Annotated in this window: 13 protein-coding genes; 8 read left to right on the top strand and 5 right to left on the bottom strand. The window is 71.6% G+C overall.

Annotated features, from left to right (window positions below; translation table 11 throughout):
* Positions 1-210: 210 nt before the first annotated feature.
* Positions 211-813, bottom strand: coding sequence for a universal stress protein (locus tag ACWCQK_RS24430; RefSeq protein ID WP_451158217.1), 603 nt, complete (start codon positions 811-813; stop codon positions 211-213).
* Between the two features lie 329 nt (positions 814-1,142).
* Here ACWCQK_RS24430 and ACWCQK_RS24425 point away from each other — a divergent pair, with 329 nt between their 5' ends.
* The 5 genes from ACWCQK_RS24425 (at position 1,143) to ACWCQK_RS24405 (ending at position 6,409) form a co-directional block, all read left to right on the top strand.
* Complete coding sequence (locus tag ACWCQK_RS24425) at positions 1,143-1,502, top strand: SAV_915 family protein (RefSeq protein WP_451158215.1); 360 nt, start codon at positions 1,143-1,145, stop codon at positions 1,500-1,502.
* A complete protein-coding gene (lysA, locus tag ACWCQK_RS24420) occupies positions 1,499-2,830 on the top strand; it encodes a diaminopimelate decarboxylase (protein ID WP_451158213.1) in 1,332 nt (443 codons plus the stop codon). The genes ACWCQK_RS24425 and lysA overlap by 4 nt, the downstream gene beginning before the upstream one ends.
* Before the next feature lie 457 nt (positions 2,831-3,287).
* Complete coding sequence (locus ACWCQK_RS24415) at positions 3,288-4,580, top strand: extracellular solute-binding protein (protein ID WP_451158211.1); 1,293 nt, start codon at positions 3,288-3,290, stop codon at positions 4,578-4,580.
* A gap of 6 nt (positions 4,581-4,586) precedes the next feature.
* The gene (locus ACWCQK_RS24410) at positions 4,587-5,585 is read left to right on the top strand and encodes a carbohydrate ABC transporter permease (RefSeq protein WP_451158209.1); all 999 of its coding nucleotides are present in this window, start codon (positions 4,587-4,589) and stop codon (positions 5,583-5,585) included.
* A 59-nt stretch (positions 5,586-5,644) separates the two neighbouring features.
* Positions 5,645-6,409: a carbohydrate ABC transporter permease gene (locus tag ACWCQK_RS24405; protein ID WP_451158235.1), complete on the top strand. Its 765-nt coding sequence runs from the start codon at positions 5,645-5,647 to the stop codon at positions 6,407-6,409.
* Positions 6,410-6,616: 207 nt separating this feature from the next.
* On the opposite strand, the gene ACWCQK_RS24400 is transcribed toward ACWCQK_RS24405, so the two are convergent.
* Together ACWCQK_RS24400 and ACWCQK_RS24395 are read right to left on the bottom strand one after the other, a co-directional pair.
* On the bottom strand, positions 6,617-6,823 hold the full coding sequence (locus tag ACWCQK_RS24400; protein ID WP_451158207.1) for a DUF5999 family protein: 207 nt from the start codon (positions 6,821-6,823) through the stop codon (positions 6,617-6,619).
* A gap of 401 nt (positions 6,824-7,224) precedes the next feature.
* Positions 7,225-7,809, bottom strand: a complete 585-nt coding sequence (locus ACWCQK_RS24395) for a hypothetical protein (RefSeq protein WP_451158205.1) — start codon at positions 7,807-7,809, stop codon at positions 7,225-7,227.
* Between the two features lie 578 nt (positions 7,810-8,387).
* On the opposite strand from ACWCQK_RS24395, the gene ACWCQK_RS24390 reads away from it, so the two are divergent.
* Complete coding sequence (locus ACWCQK_RS24390; protein ID WP_451158203.1) at positions 8,388-9,905, top strand: glutamate-cysteine ligase family protein; 1,518 nt, start codon at positions 8,388-8,390, stop codon at positions 9,903-9,905.
* A gap of 370 nt (positions 9,906-10,275) precedes the next feature.
* Complete coding sequence (locus tag ACWCQK_RS24385) at positions 10,276-11,076, top strand: CPBP family intramembrane glutamic endopeptidase (RefSeq protein WP_451158201.1); 801 nt, start codon at positions 10,276-10,278, stop codon at positions 11,074-11,076.
* A gap of 31 nt (positions 11,077-11,107) precedes the next feature.
* Here the strand turns inward: ACWCQK_RS24385 and ACWCQK_RS24380 are convergent, their stop codons facing one another.
* Positions 11,108-11,917 (bottom strand): PhzF family phenazine biosynthesis protein, encoded by an 810-nt coding sequence (locus tag ACWCQK_RS24380; protein WP_451158199.1) that lies wholly within the window; start codon positions 11,915-11,917, stop codon positions 11,108-11,110.
* 1,054 nt (positions 11,918-12,971) lie between these two features.
* Positions 12,972-13,712, bottom strand: coding sequence for a VOC family protein (locus ACWCQK_RS24375; RefSeq protein ID WP_451158197.1), 741 nt, complete (start codon positions 13,710-13,712; stop codon positions 12,972-12,974).
* A 151-nt stretch (positions 13,713-13,863) separates the two neighbouring features.
* On the opposite strand from ACWCQK_RS24375, the gene ACWCQK_RS24370 reads away from it, so the two are divergent.
* Positions 13,864-14,499 (top strand): PadR family transcriptional regulator, encoded by a 636-nt coding sequence (locus ACWCQK_RS24370; protein ID WP_451158195.1) that lies wholly within the window; start codon positions 13,864-13,866, stop codon positions 14,497-14,499.
* Positions 14,500-14,584 lie beyond the last annotated feature (85 nt).

Here is a 14,584-nt window from a genome sequence, read left to right as displayed (position 1 = left end):
CTTTTTGCGGCTTCCTTTCCCCCTTCCCGCCCCGGTTTTTCCCGGCCGTGCGGGCGCGCGATCGCGCACACCCCACGCGCTTGTTGGCCCCCGCCCGGCGGCACCGGCGGTCAGGCAGGGCGTCTCCATCGACGGCTGAGTGATCGCGCGATCGCGCGGCCAGACGGCCCGTCTCTGCCGGAGGCTCGACGGCTCAGGCGTCCCGCAGGCTCAGGCGTCCGGTGTGCTCAGGCGTCCGGCGGCACGGTCTCCGTCTCCCGGGACCAGACTCCGGGTGTCCAGGCGCAGGCGCCAGGCGTTACGCCGGTGCACGGCCGCCAGTTCTGACTCCAGCGGGGACGGCGGGATCGCGAGCACCGGGCAGGTGGCGTGCGCCAGGCAGTAACGGCTGATCGAGCGTGAGCACGCCCGGTGCCACTGACTGCGCTGTCCCGCGCCGACGACCAGCACGTCGTTCGCGCCGTCGGCGGTCTCCACCAGGGCGGGCCCGGGGGTGCCGCGCGCGACCAGGGCGCGCATCCCGACGCCGGGCCCGGCGTCGCCGAACACGTCGTCCAGGATGGCGAGCAGCCGCTCCCGGGCCAGGAACTGCCACTGGTCGGCCGTCTCGCTCGGCACCGGGTGCCGCAGCGCGGAGAGTTCCCCGCCGGGCGGCTCCCAGGCCAGCACCGGCCAGAGCTCGGCGTCGCGCCGCCGCGCCTCCTCGACGGCCCGGCGCAGGGCGGTGAGGCTTCCGGGCGAACCGCTCACCCCCACCACGACCCGGGCGGCCGTGGGGCCCTCGAACGCGGTGGGGCCCTCGGAACCAGACATGACTTCACCGTTCTTCGCAGGCGCCCGCGGTGCACTGCCGCGGGCATCCTCGGGGTCGGACGCTTCCATCTCACCCCCGATCCGAGGGTCGCGGCCAGTCCGTCCGGCGCTTCTTGGCGCACTTCTGACGGCCGTCGCGGGGCCCGTCCGCCGCTCGCGTCAGCAACCCGTCAGCGTCGGCCCGCTCGCCGTCAGCATCGCGTCATGAGCCGCCCGCACCCAGGGTGACCCGGGCATAGCGTCGACGACGAGCCCCGGTCCGCCTCCCCGCGTCGGGGCCGAACCACCTGAGTCACCTGAACCACCTCGGATCCTCCAGGAGGCATCCCATGGCAGACATCCAGTGCGACGACGACCCGGAACCTTCCGAACGGTTCCCGGCCGGACCACTGTTCGTTCCGGTCCGGCCGGGACCAGAAGGCTGCGCGACCAGGCTGTTCCGCACCCCCCTCGGTGACCGTACGGCGGTCGGCTTCACCTCCGTGCGCAGGCTGACCGCGACCCTCGGCCCCGGGCAGCCGTGGATCCGGCTCTCCGGTTCCGCCCTGCGGGCGCTGACGGCGCCGCTGGGCGTCACCGCCATCACGGTGGATCCCCCGTTCTCGGCGCCGTCCCCCGCCCCCCGTCCCGGTCGCGTCCGTCGCCCCGGTCTTCGCCCCGCGGATCGGTTGAAGGAGTACGCACGATGACGACCGTCGAAGAACCCGCTGTCTCCGCCGCGGAGGCCCTGTCCGTGTGGCCCGCCTCCACGACCGAGCGCCGCCCCGGCGCCCTCGCGGTCGGCGGAGTACTCCTCGCCGAGATCGCCGAACGCTTCGGCACCCCCGTCTACGTCCTCGACGAGGGCGAGGTGCGTGAGCGCTGCCGCACCTACCGCGACGCGTTCCCCGACGCCGAAGTGCTTTACGCGGCCAAGGCGTTCCTGTGCCGTGCCATGGTCAACTGGACCGCCGAGGAGGGACTCGGTCTCGACGTCTGCTCGGCCGGCGAGCTGGAACTCGCGGTCACCACCGGCTTCCCGCCGGAGCGGATCGTCCTGCACGGCAACGCCAAGAGCCCGCGCGACCTGGAGACCGCCCTGCGTCTCGGTGTCGGCCGCATCGTGATCGACAGCCCGTCGGAGATCGCGCGGCTGGCGGCGGCGGTCGGACCCGGCGGCCGGCAGAAGGTCATGGTCCGGGTGGTGCCCGGGATCAGCGCGGGCGGCCACGAGAAGATCCGCACCGGTACCGACGACCAGAAGTTCGGACTGTCCATCTCCGACGGATACGCCCAGCACGCCATCGCCCGCATCCTCGACCAGCCGCAGCTCGAACTGACCGGCCTGCACTGCCACCTGGGCTCGCAGATCACCAGCGTCAAGCCCTACCTCGCCGCCGTGCGCCGCATGGTCGGCCTGATGGCCCGGCTGCGCGAGCAGCACGGCATCGTCCTGCCCGAACTCGACCTGGGCGGCGGTCACGGCATCGCCTACCTTCCCGGCGAACAGGCACTGGACATCACCGCGCTGGCCCGCAAGGTCCGCGGCGAACTGGCCGGAGCGTGCGCGTCGGCCGGGCTGCCCGTCCCGCGCCTGATCATCGAGCCGGGCCGCGCCATCGCGGGTCCGGCGGGCGTCGCGATCTACCACGTCCTGTCCGTCAAGCGCACCGGTGAGCACACCTTCGTGGCCGTGGACGGCGGCATGAGCGACAACCCGCGCCCCGCGCTGTACGGCGTGCGGTACGCCCCTCGTCTCATCGGCCGCCACAGCACCGAGGCGCCGGCCCCGGTGACGGTCGTGGGCCGGCACTGCGAGGCGGGCGACGTCCTGGCCGCGGACGTCGAACTCCCCGGTGACCTACGCCCCGGAGACCTGCTGGCCGTGCCCGTGGCCGGCGCGTATCACCTGTCCATGGCCTCCGGCTACAACATGGTCGGCCGTCCGCCGGTGGCCGCCGTGCACGCCGGACACGCGCGGCTCCTCGTACGCCGCGAGTCCCTGGACGACCTCCGCAGCCGCGACGTGGGCCTGTAGCCCACGCCTTCGCCGGGGCGGCGGGAGGCTTCGCCCGCCTTCCGCCGCCCCCCTGCGGTCCGCTCCGTAATGTTCGTCCGTACAGCCGAAAGTTTCGCTCGGTCGCCCCGAAAGAACGTGCCTGCCTGGCGACTTGGGGGACCGGTACCCGATGATCTCCGGTGCTGGTCCGACGCCACCCCGACTCCACCCCGACCCGTGAACCCGCCGGGTCGGGGTGGACTGCTGTCCGGCGCGTCCCGGCGCCGCGAGCCTCCCCGGTGGCCCGGGGTGCGCCCTGGAAAGCCAACCGTCGCGAATTCCGGTGGAGTTGGCGACGGATTCGCCACGTACAAGGGGTTGCCACCCGTCGGAGGCTGTCTCTAGGGTGCGGCAGCAGCGAAGGTTTCCGAGTTGGCGTCGAAACTTTCGGACCCGGACGGTCAGGGCGTGCCGTCCCGTACCCAAGGAGCGCATCATGGGCGACCCGGCACTGTCCCGCCGCGGCTTCCTGGCGGTCTCCGCCGCTGCCGGTCTGGGCATGACGGCACTGAGCGGCTGCGGCGGAGACTCGGACAAGGGGTCGTCGGGGACGACCACGATCGAGTGGTGGAACATCTCCACCACCCAGCCCACCAAGGGCGTCTGGGCGGCCCTCGCCAAGCAGTTCGAGGCGCAGAACCCCAAGGTGAAGGTGAAGATCGTCCAGCTGGAGAACGACGCCTACAAGTCGAAGATGACGGCGCTGACCGCCTCCGGGAAGCTGCCGGACATCTTCCACACCTGGGGCGGGGGTGTCCTCAAGCAGCAGGTCGACGCCGGACTCGTCGAGGACGTCACCGACAGCACCAAGGCGTGGGCCGACGGGCTGCTGCCCGTGGCCAAGCAGCCGTACCTGCTCGACGACAGGACGTACGGCATCCCGTTCGACATCGGCATGATCGGCTTCTGGTACAACAAGGCACTGTTCCAGCAGGCAGGCCTCACCGCGCCGCCGACCACCTGGAGCGGCTTCCTCGACGCCGTGCGCAAGCTGAAGTCCGCCGGCATCACCCCCCTCGCCCTCGCGGGCAAGGAGAAGTGGCCCGGCATGTACTACTGGGCCTACCTGGCGATGCGCACCGCCGGGATCGACGCCCTGCGAAAGGCCGACGAGGACAAGGACTTCACCGGGGCCGGATTCGTCACGGCCGGCGGCCACCTGAAGGAACTCGTCGACCTCCAGCCGTTCCAGAAGGGCTTCCTCGGCGCCGCCTACTCCACCCCCACCGGCCAGGCCGCCACGGTCGGCAACGGCAAGGCGGCGATGGAGCTCATGGGCCAGTGGGCTCCGGTCGTCGAGGCCGACGCGGGCAAGGGCCTCGGCGCGGACCTCGGCTTCTTCCCGTTCCCGGCGGTCGAGGGCGGCCGGGGCACGATCACCGAGGTGTTCGGCGGAGGGGGCGGCCACGCTCTGCGCAAGGGCGCCCCGCAGGCGGCCGTCGACTTCCTGAAGTTCTTCGCCTCCCGGGCGACGGACCAGGAACTGGTCAAGAAGACCGGGGTGCTGCCGGTGGTGCCGGCCGCCGAGAGCGTCCTCACCGACCCCAACCTCAAGGCCGTACAGGCGCAGTTGAAGAGTGCCACCGGCTTCCAGCTCTATCTCGACCAGGCGTACGCGCCCGCCGTCGGCCAGGAGGTCAACGACAGCGTGGCCGCGCTCATCGCCGGTTCCAAGTCCCCCGAGCAGGTCGCGCAGGCGATCACGAAGACCGCGAAGGAAGAGCAGTAGTCCGCGATGACCTCCACCTTCCTCCCGGACAAGCGGTCGGGACCGGACCTCGTCCCCCCGCCCCCGACCGCCGCCTCGGCCCGGGGGCGGGCCCGGCGGCGGCTGGTGAACTGGCTCACCGCGGTCGGCTTCCAGGTGCCCGCGCTGGTCCTGTTCATCGGTCTCGTCCTGCTGCCGATGCTGTTCGCGCTGTACGCCGCCTTCTTCCGCTGGGGCGGCTTCGGCATGCCGTCCGACTACACCGGCGCGGACAACTTCACCCGGCTCTTCGAGGACCCGGTGTTCCTGGGGGACCTCTGGCGCTGCCTGGTCCTGGTCGGCCTCTCGGTCGCCCTGCAACTGCCGTTCGCGCTCGCCATGGCGGTGCTGCTCAACCAGCGGCTGCGCGGCCGGGCCGTCTACCGGATGCTGTTCTTCGCACCGTACGTCCTGTCCGAGGCCATCACCGGCGTGCTGTTCAGCATGATCTTCGCCCCGGACGACGGACTCGCCGACCACGTGCTGGGCGCCGTCGGCCTCGACCGGCTGGGCGGTGAGTGGTTCGCCGACCCCTCCTGGGTCATGGCGACCCTCTTCCTCGTCATGACGTGGAAGTACTTCGGCTTCCACATGATGCTCTACCTGGCCGGACTCCAGTCCATCCCGGCCGAGTTGACGGAAGCGGCGCTGATCGACGGCGCCGGACCCTGGCAGCGCTTCCGCAACGTCACCCTGCCTCTGCTCGCGCCCACCCTGCGCATCAGCGTCTTCCTGTCCGTCATCGGCGCCATCCAGCTGTTCGACCTGGTGTGGGTGGTCACCCAGGGCGGCCCCGACCACCACTCCGAGACGATGGCCGTCACCATGTTCCAGTTCGGCTTCAAGCGCTACCAGGTGGGCTACGCCAGCGCGATCAGCGTGGTCATGTTCGGCATCTGCCTCGTCTTCGCCCTCACCTACCAGCGGTTCGTGCTCCGCCGCGACCTCGAAGGGGCCACCACGACGATGAGGGGGGACGGCAAGTGACCCGCAAGACCCTGCGCACCCTGCCCCTGCACCTGACCCTGGTCGCCGTCGGCGCGGTGATGGTCGTCCCCCTGCTGTACGCGGTCCTGTCCGGCTTCAAGTCCACCGACGAGCTCTCCCGCAACCCGTTCGGACTGCCCGACCGGTGGCTGACCGGGAACTACACCGACATCCTGCGCGCGGGCGACTTCTGGCGGCTGCTCGGCAACAGCACGCTGATCGCGGTGCTGACGACCGTGCTGGTGGTCGCCGTGTCCGCGCTCGCGGCCTTCTCCTTCGCCCGGTTCGCCTTCCGGGGGCGCGAGGCGCTGTTCACCCTGTTCACGATGGGGCTGATGTTCCCCTTCGCGGTGGCGGCGCTGCCGCTGTTCCTGCTGCTGCGCTCGCTGGACCTGCTGGACAACCCGCTGGGCGTGATCCTCCCGCAGGCCGCCTACGGGCTGCCGATGACGATCATCATCCTGCGCGGATTCTTCCGGCAGATACCCGGCGAGCTGGAGGAGGCGGCGACCCTCGACGGGTGCAGCCCGTTCGGCTTCTTCTGGCGGGTGCTGCTGCCCATGGCGCGGCCCGCGCTCGGCACCGTCTCGGTGCTCGCCGTGGTCACCAGCTGGAACAACTTCTTCCTGCCGCTGCTGGTGTTCACCGACAGCACCTGGTGGACCCTGCCCATCGGTGTGCAGCAGTTCCAGGGCCAGTACTCCGCGGAGTACGCCCGCGTCTTCGCCTATCTCGTCCTGGCCATGGTCCCGGCCCTGGCCTTCTACTCCGTCGCCGAGCGTCAGCTCGTCGGCGGCCTCACCGCGGGGGCGACGAAGGGCTGACCCGCGCCCACGGACGTACGACCGCTCGCCCACAGCCCCGACCGTGGGGGCCCTCCTGTCACAGCACGTCCGGAGGGCTACGGTGTGTGATCGCCGCCGGACATGCGTCGGGGCCGGTTCGCAGGGAGTCTGCGGTCCGGCCCCTCATGTCGTCGGGCGGCGCGCCGTGCCGCCCGATGGCGGCCCCGGAGGGCCTCGGGAACTGTTCTAGGCGGCCGTCACGACCCTGGCGCTCTCCAGCGGGCGGTGCGGAGCGATGATCTGGCCGTCCGGCAGGAGCTCACCGGTGTCCTCGAAGAGCAGGACGCCGTTGCACAGCAGGCTCCAGCCCTGCTCCGGGTGGTGCGCCGTGAGGCGGGCGGATTCCCGGTCGGCGGAGTCGGCTGTCGGGCACGCTGGCTGGTGCTGGCACATGGGTGGGATCTCAGTCTCTGTTGTGGTCATGTCCGTCCCCCGTGGCGATAAGTCGGTCGGAACCCAGTGTTGCCCCACGGGCGTCAATCCGCAGGGATTTCCGTGCACCGCTTCTTACAGGTTGATGACGCATCACTCCGGCGGACGGTTCATTCCAACTGCACGGTCCCTTCGGGTGGTTCGAAGTGGCCGTACAGGGCTAGTCCCTGTGGGTCGAAGGGCGATTTCCGGCTCGTACGAGCGCATTGCGGCTCTTAGGAGCGCAAGGTTCCGGTCCGCCCTGCCCAGAGTAGTCAAGGGCGCCCGCGCCGCGGCCTATTGACACCGGAAACACACTTGTACCCCGCCGGTCCCGAATTCCGGGGGCCGACGGGGTACGGAAGCGGAGGCGGACCCGGTGGTCAGGCCGGCTGGCTCAGCAGCGGCGCCGATGTGGCCCGATGGGTCAGCACCGGGAGCAGTTCGGCGACCCGGTGCGGCCGGTGGGCCGCGATGCCGGGCGGGGCCGGCGCCAGCGGGACCAGCAGGTCCGTGGCGGCGGGATGTCCTTCGGCGCCGTCCGCGGCGCAGTCGCCGTGCAGCCACAGCGTGAGCATGTACAGGCCCGGCACGGACAGCAGGCGCGCCTGGTAGGGCTGCTGCACCGTCTCGGCCTGGCGCAGCGCCCGCTCGGTGGAGGCGATGTACGGCCCCTCGAAGAAGTGCGAGAAGGCCCAGCCGTCGGGGGTGAGCCTGGTCTCGGCCGCGGCCACCGCGCGGTCGCCGCAGCGGATCAGGAACCGCCAGCCCGCCAGCCGGGTGGCGGACACGCCTTCGGGGGTGATCCGGTCCAGTACGTGGACGGGGAGCGGGAGTTCGGGCGTCGCGGGTCCCTGGGCGGTGCGCAGGGAGGGGGTTCGGGCTTCGCGGACCGCGGTGGGGGAACCGAGTGCCGTGAGGACGGAGCGGAGGGCTGGCGCGGGAGCCGGGGGAACTTGCAGCGGCATGGTGGGTCGCCTCTCATTCGACAGGCACGGTGGCGCGACGGCGGGGCTGTGCGGCGTGGGGCGGCGCGGACGGCGTTGTCAGCTCGCGGGTCGGAGAGGCAGGGGCCGGGGTCTGTGAAACCAGGGGTGCGGGTGTGCCTGCCGTTCGTCACCTCGACGACAGATTCCTTCGACCGTGGGCGCCAACCTTCTCCGCCTTGTTTCGCGGAGTTTATACGACGAGCGTTCACCCTGTGTTTCGTCTAGCCGTTTCCCGCGGTTTCGGCAAGGGTTCATTCGGCCGACAATACGCGGGAATCATCCCGATTCCCGGCCCGCTGCGCGGCGGTGACCTCGGCTTATGCGTGTGCAGCGGTCGGCCAATTCTCGTCGGCGTTTTTCACGAGGGGAACGGGGTACTCGGCGATCCGCACTGTTTCATGCCTCGTGAATGTGCCGCCGGTCACTTCCGACCAATGTAGCGGCTGCCCGGCCCGGAGGAGGCGTTATCGATCGCTTCCGCTGGGCATCATTCCCACCGGACCCAGGACACCGGCGGTCGGATTCACCGGGCCGCCCCGCCTAGGAGGGACGCTTCCATGGGGGAAAAGGTCGCGGCAGGTCGGTTCGACCTGTCCGATCGCCAGCAGTACCGCGACAAGCTCCGGCGGTGCCTGGCGGGGCTGGAGCGGCTTCTGGAGGAGAAGCGGTTCGATCGCCCGAAGAACCTCATGGGGCTGGAGATCGAACTGAATCTTCTCGGAGCCGACGGCATGCCAAGAATGCTCAATGCGCAGGTGCTCGAACGGATCGCGAGCCGCGATTTCCAAACAGAACTCGCCATGTTCAATCTGGAAGTGAACATAGCTCCCCATCGGCTGGGCGGGCGGGTATTCGACCGGCTCGCCGAGGAACTCCGTACGTCCCTGGCATATGCCGACCGTAAAGCGGGCGAACTCGACGCCGGAATCGTGATGATCGGCATTCTGCCGACGCTCGACCGGGACGACCTGGTGTCCTCGAACCTCTCCGACGTCGACCGCTACACCCTGCTCAACGACCAGATCGTGGCCGCCCGCGGGGAGGACTTCGCGCTCGACATCGACGGCGTCGAGCACCTCACCTGCACGTCCAAGTCCATCGCCCCCGAGGCCGCCTGCACCTCCGTCCAACTGCATCTCCAGGTCACCCCGGGCCGTTTCGCCGACGTGTGGAACGCCGCGCAGGCCGTCGCCGCCGCACAGATCGCCGTCGGCGCCAACTCGCCCTTCCTGTTCGGCCGCGAACTGTGGCGCGAGTCCAGGCCCCCGCTGTTCCAGCAGTCCACCGACACCCGCCCGCCCGAACTCCAGACCCAGGGCGTGCGACCGCGGACCTGGTTCGGCGAGCGGTGGATCTCCTCGGCGTTCGACCTTTTCGAGGAGAACCTGCGCTACTACCCGGCCCTGCTGCCCATCTGCGACGACGAGGACCCGCTCGACGTCCTGGACGCGGGCGGTATCCCGAACCTGGGCGAACTGGTCCTGCACAACGGCACGGTGTACCGCTGGAACCGCCCCGTCTACGGCATCGCCGACGGACTGCCGCACCTGCGGGTGGAGAATCGGGTCCTGCCCGCCGGACCCACCGTCACCGACGTCCTGGCCAACGCCGCCTTCTACTACGGCGTGGTGCGCGCCCTGGCCGAGGAGCCGCGGCCGGTGTGGACCCGGCTGCCGTTCGAGGCGGCCGCCGCCAACTTCGACGCCGCGTGCCGCTATGGCATCGACGCCCGCCTCGAGTGGCCCCGGCGCGGCAGGCTGGGCGGCACGACCGAGGTCGACGCCGTCGGTCTCGTACGCGACGAACTGCTGCCGCTCGCCGAGGCGGGACTCGACGCCTGGGGTGTCGAACCCGCCGACCGCGACCTGTATCTGGGCGTGATCGAAGAGCGCTGCCGGCGGCGGACCAACGGCGCGTCCTGGCAGGCGGCCACCTTCCACCGGGCCCTGGAGAAGGGCCTGTCCCGGGAGGCCGCGCTCGCCGCCACCACCCGGCGGTACCGCGAGCTGACGCTGCTCGGGGAGCCCGTGCACACCTGGCCGGTGGGACTGCCGGAGCCGGTGCCGCTGGGCTGAGAGCGGCGACGGCCCGGCCCGCCTCGGCCTCGTCGCGGGCCCCGGTGCGCGCCGCGGGCGGGACTCCGGGTTCCGCCGGCGCGCGCCGCCCGCGACCGGGCGGGCCGCGAGGGCCGTCCCCCGGCGGTGAGCGCGGGGACGGGGGGCGGCCGCGTCCGCTCCGCGACGATCGGGCAAGCTGTGACCTCCCATGACAGTGGTGCCGCTGCCTGGAGAGCCTCGTGCCGGACGACGGCGCACGGCGGACGAAGGGCAGGCACGCCCCGTACGGAGTCCGTCCCCCGACGGCCTGTCGCGCACGATCCTCGCGACCTCTTTGGAGACCCTGGCGATGACGGGCGGGGAGCGGGATCACCCAACGGAGGCAGGTGTGCAGGTGGAGACGGGCTCGGTGGCCGATTCCTTTCCGCAGGAGCGGCCCACGCGGCGCATTCTCCGGGACGAGACGCTGCTCGTACTGGCGCTCTCGCTCGGTGCGAGTGGTGTGTCCGCCTTGATCAGTTTTGTCGGATCGGTCACCAAGCCAGGGGGGCTCAAGGACCAGGCGGCCACGCTCAACGCCTCGGCCGCACCCGGCCGTCCCTGGCTGGATCTCGCCTGGCAGCTCTTCGGCATCGCCTCGGCGCTGGTGCCGGTCGCGCTCGTCGCCCACTTCCTGCTGCGCGAGGGCCAGGGCCTGCGCACCCTCGGCTTCGACCGCACCCGGCCCTGGCCCGACCTGGGCCGCGGGGCGGGCGTCGCGGCCGTGATCGGCAGCACCGGGATCGCGTTCTACCTCGCCGCCCGCGGCCTGGGCTTCAACCTCACGGTGGTGCCGGAGGCGCTGCCCGACGTGTGGTGGAAGTACCCGGTGCTGATCCTCTCGGCGATGCAGAACGCGATCCTCGAGGAAGTCATCGTCGTCGGCTATCTGCTCCGCCGGCTGGGCCAGTTGGGCTGGACCCCGGGTACCGCGCTGGTCGCCAGTTCCGTACTGCGCGGCTCCTACCACCTCTACCAGGGCATCGGCGGCTTCGTCGGCAACATGGTGATGGGCGTCGTGTTCGTCTACCTCTACCGGCGCTGGGGCCGGGTGGGGCCCCTGGTGGTGGCGCACTCGCTGCTCGACATCGGGGCGTTCGTCGGGTACGCGCTTCTCGCGGGCAAGGTGGGCTGGCTGCCGACGGCGTGAGCCGCCGAGCGGGGGCCCGCGCCAGGGTCGGTCAGGCGAACAGTTCGCCGTCGATGACGGTGACCGCGCGGCCGCTCAGCAGCGTGCGGTCACCCCGCAGCTCGGTGCGGACGCGGCCGGACCGGGGCGAGGCCTGGAGACCGGTGAGGTCGGCGCGGCCGAGGCGTTCGGACCAGAAGGGGGCCAGGGCGGTGTGGGCGCTGCCGGTCACCGGGTCCTCGTCGATGCCGACGTTCGGGAAGAAGCACCGGGAGACGAAGTCGTAGCCCCGGGCGGGGTCCTCGGCGCGGGCGGTGGCGATGACACCGCGCGACGAGTAGGCGGCGAGGGCACGGTGGTCGGGCTTCAGGGCGTGAATGGTCTTCTCGTCCGGGAGTTCGAGGAGCAGGTCGCCGACGTTCGGGCCGGTGTCGAAGGCCGCGAGCGGCGTGGCGCCGAGGGCCTCGGCGACCCCGTCCGGGAGTTCGACGGGCGTCACCGGGGAGGTGGGGAAGTCCAGCGTGATCGAGCCGTCCTCGCAGGGCGTGGCGATCAGGACGCCACTGCGCGTGGCGAACCGGACGGGGCTGCGGTGGCCGCCCGCGGTGTGCAGTACATGGGCGGTGGCGAGCGTGGCGTGGCCGCACATCGCGACCTCGGTGGCGGGCGTGAACCAGCGCAGCGCCCAGTCGGCCTCGCCGCCCGGGGGCAGCGGGTGGGCGAACGCCGTCTCGGCGTGGTTGACCTCCAGGGCCACCTTCTGGAGCCACTCGTCGTCCGGGAAGGCGTCCAGGAGCAGCACTCCGGCCGGGTTGCCGGCGAAGGGGCGGTCGGTGAAGGCGTCGACGATGAGGATGCGCATACCTCGACGCTAGGGCCCCGGCCCCCGGCGGACCAAGGCCAATCGCCCGCGACTGGATCGTGTTCGACACCGGGACCGGGACGGGCCGGGCGACCGGCCGGTCGACGGGTGGGCTGACAGGGTCCGGGGTTCGGGGTGCGTCGGGCGGGTGACGGGTTCGCGTCGGGATGGCCGAGGCGCTTGCTCCGGGGCGGCGACGGGTTCGCGTGGGGCCGGGGTGGGTCGGTTGACGGTTCGTCCCGGGTGGGTCGACGGTTCGCCCTCGGGTCCGGGGTGGCTCGGCTGCTGGGTTAACCCCGGGGCGGTCGACGGTTCGCGTCGGGATGGCCGACGGGCTTGCTCCGGGGCGGCGACGGGTTCGCCTCGGGTGGGCTGACGAGTTCGCGGCGGGTCGGCTGACGAGTTCGCTCCGGGACGGTTGGCTGTTCGTGTCGGGCGGCCGACGGGCTTGCTCCAGGACGGTTGAGTGGTCGCGTCGGGACGGTCGACGGGCTCGCTCCGGGCCGGCCGACGGGTTGGGGCCGGGGCGGGATGGACACCCGGCTCGCGCAGGGTCGGCGCTCGGCGGACAGCGGCCCGGCGCGCGACGGGCAGCACGGTCTCCTGCCCGACCGGCAGCGGGTCAGCGCTCGACGGGCAGCACGGCCCGGTGCCCGCTGGACAGAACCGCTCGGCGGCCGACGGCAGCGGCTCAGCACCCGACGGGCGTAAGCGGTGGGCCGCGCCCGACCGGCGACGGGCGGGCGGCGCCCCGCCGGCTTCCACCCCAGGCTCCGATCGACCCGACGCGGCCGACGACCGGACCCGGTCATACGGCGCTGAACTCGGCTCCCGGGCAACATGGTTGATCACGCGGAGCCGTACAGCCGCGCCGCCGTGACCGGCGACGAGGGCGATCGAGCGGCGCGGACGTCGAACGATGCCGGAAACCGCTCCGACGCCACGCGAACGGCAGGGACCGGCGGTGGTGCCCACGCGCGTGCCGCCGGTCGCCCCGAGGCAGGCCCGGGACACCGACAGGGCCCACGCGTCGCGGTGCCGTCAGGGCCCCGCGTCAGGACCGGGCGAGGACGCAGAACTCATGCCCCTCCGGGTCGGTCAGGCACGTCCACGGGACGTCGCCCTGGCCGACGTCGAGGTCGGTGGCGCCGAGGGCCCGCAGCCGGGTCACCTCCGCCTCCTTGTCGTCACCGGGGCACGGCACCAGGTCGAGGTGAACGCGGTCCGGCACGGTCTTCACGCCAGGCGTGCGGAGGAATTCGAGATACGGGCCGACACCCGTGGCGGAACGCAACACCGCGTGATCGTCGGTCACCTGGTGCGTGTTCCAGTCCGTCGCCTCGCCCCAGAACCGGGCCATGGCCCGCGGATCGGCGCAGTCGACCACCACCGCGGCGATCGGCCCGGTGTCCCGGTAGACCTCCCGGGGTTCCAGCACGCAGAACTCGTTGCCCTCGGGGTCGGCGAGGACCGTCCACGGCACGTCGCCCTGGCCCACGTGGGCGGGCTTGGCGCCGAGAGCCTGGAGGCGTGCGACCAACTCCGCCTGATGGGCCGCCGAGGTGGTGGCGAGATCGAGGTGCACACGGTTCTTCGTCGTCGTCCTGGCTTCCGGGACGGCGATGACGTCGACGCAGACGGTGACCGGGTCCAGCCAGTCGAAGCCTGCGGGTTGAACGGCGGTCGCGCCCGGGCCCGAACTGGAGGCGCCCCAGCCGAGCGCCTCCGCCCAGAACCGGCCGACCGCCGGGTCATCAAGGGCCTTGATGTTCACCTGAACAGGTCGCAGTGCCATGCCCGCGATCGTATGCGCCCGCTCCGCGACGACCTCCGCAGCCGGCGTCGCCGAAATCCGGCCACCCGTTCGGAAGAGGCTTGTCGCGACGACTGTTCCGATATATCGTTGAAGCATCGCGACTGATCGACGACTGGATGGAGTGATGGCGATGCGTTCCCACGGATTCGAGCGTGGACATGGACACGACGGCCCCTCCCGGCGTGGCCGGGGTGGCTTCGAGGGGCGGCGTGCGGCTTTCGGGCCCTTCGGTCCCGGTGGTCCCGGGTTCGGTCCCGGCGGCCCCGGCTTCGGTCCCGGCGGCCCCGGGCCCTGGGGAGGCCGGGGGCGTGGCGGGGCCCGGGGGAGGGCGCGGCGAGGTGACGTGCGTGCCTCGATCCTGGCCCTGCTCAAGGACCGGCCCATGCACGGCTACGAGATGATCCAGGAGATCGCCGAGCGCAGCGGCGGGGCGTGGAAGCCCAGCCCCGGTTCGGTGTACCCGACCCTCCAACTGCTGGAGGACGAGGGCCTGATCGTCAGTGAGAGCGAGGGCGGCAAGAAGTTGTTCTCGCTCACCGAGGCGGGCCGCGCGGCCGCCGACGAAGGCGCCGACGCGCCGTGGGAGGAGGCCTCGCGCGGAGTCGACTGGGAGGCCCTCACCGAGATCCGCCAGGCCGGCTTCGGTCTGATGGAGGCCTTTGGCCAGGTCTGGAAGACCGGCAGCAAAGAGCAGCGCGAGAAGGCGCTGACGGTCATCAACGACGCCCGTAAGAAGCTGTACCTGATCCTCGCCGAAGAGGACTAGGGCAGGCCTTGAGGCCGACGGCCGAGCGGACGTCATGGACGTCATGCGGGACGACGACATGGGCGCCCGGTGGTATCGCTCCGCC

The sequence above is a fragment of the Streptomyces sp. NPDC002306 genome (genome assembly GCF_053593435.1).
The sequence above is the reverse complement of the archived record's forward strand: the minus strand, read 5'-3'. Positions and strand labels throughout refer to the sequence as shown.

Coding starts and splice junctions, on each gene's coding strand:
- ACWCQK_RS24430 (WP_451158217.1), bottom strand. CDS start 813: ATGTCTGGTTCCGAGGGCCCCACCGCGTTCGAGGGCCCCACGGCCGCC.
- ACWCQK_RS24425 (WP_451158215.1), top strand. CDS start 1,143: ATGGCAGACATCCAGTGCGACGACGACCCGGAACCTTCCGAACGGTTC.
- lysA (WP_451158213.1), top strand. CDS start 1,499: ATGACGACCGTCGAAGAACCCGCTGTCTCCGCCGCGGAGGCCCTGTCC.
- ACWCQK_RS24415 (WP_451158211.1), top strand. CDS start 3,288: ATGGGCGACCCGGCACTGTCCCGCCGCGGCTTCCTGGCGGTCTCCGCC.
- ACWCQK_RS24410 (WP_451158209.1), top strand. CDS start 4,587: ATGACCTCCACCTTCCTCCCGGACAAGCGGTCGGGACCGGACCTCGTC.
- ACWCQK_RS24405 (WP_451158235.1), top strand. CDS start 5,645: ATGGTCGTCCCCCTGCTGTACGCGGTCCTGTCCGGCTTCAAGTCCACC.
- ACWCQK_RS24400 (WP_451158207.1), bottom strand. CDS start 6,823: ATGTGCCAGCACCAGCCAGCGTGCCCGACAGCCGACTCCGCCGACCGG.
- ACWCQK_RS24395 (WP_451158205.1), bottom strand. CDS start 7,809: ATGCCGCTGCAAGTTCCCCCGGCTCCCGCGCCAGCCCTCCGCTCCGTC.
- ACWCQK_RS24390 (WP_451158203.1), top strand. CDS start 8,388: ATGGGGGAAAAGGTCGCGGCAGGTCGGTTCGACCTGTCCGATCGCCAG.
- ACWCQK_RS24380 (WP_451158199.1), bottom strand. CDS start 11,917: ATGCGCATCCTCATCGTCGACGCCTTCACCGACCGCCCCTTCGCCGGC.
- ACWCQK_RS24375 (WP_451158197.1), bottom strand. CDS start 13,712: ATGGCACTGCGACCTGTTCAGGTGAACATCAAGGCCCTTGATGACCCG.
- ACWCQK_RS24370 (WP_451158195.1), top strand. CDS start 13,864: ATGCGTTCCCACGGATTCGAGCGTGGACATGGACACGACGGCCCCTCC.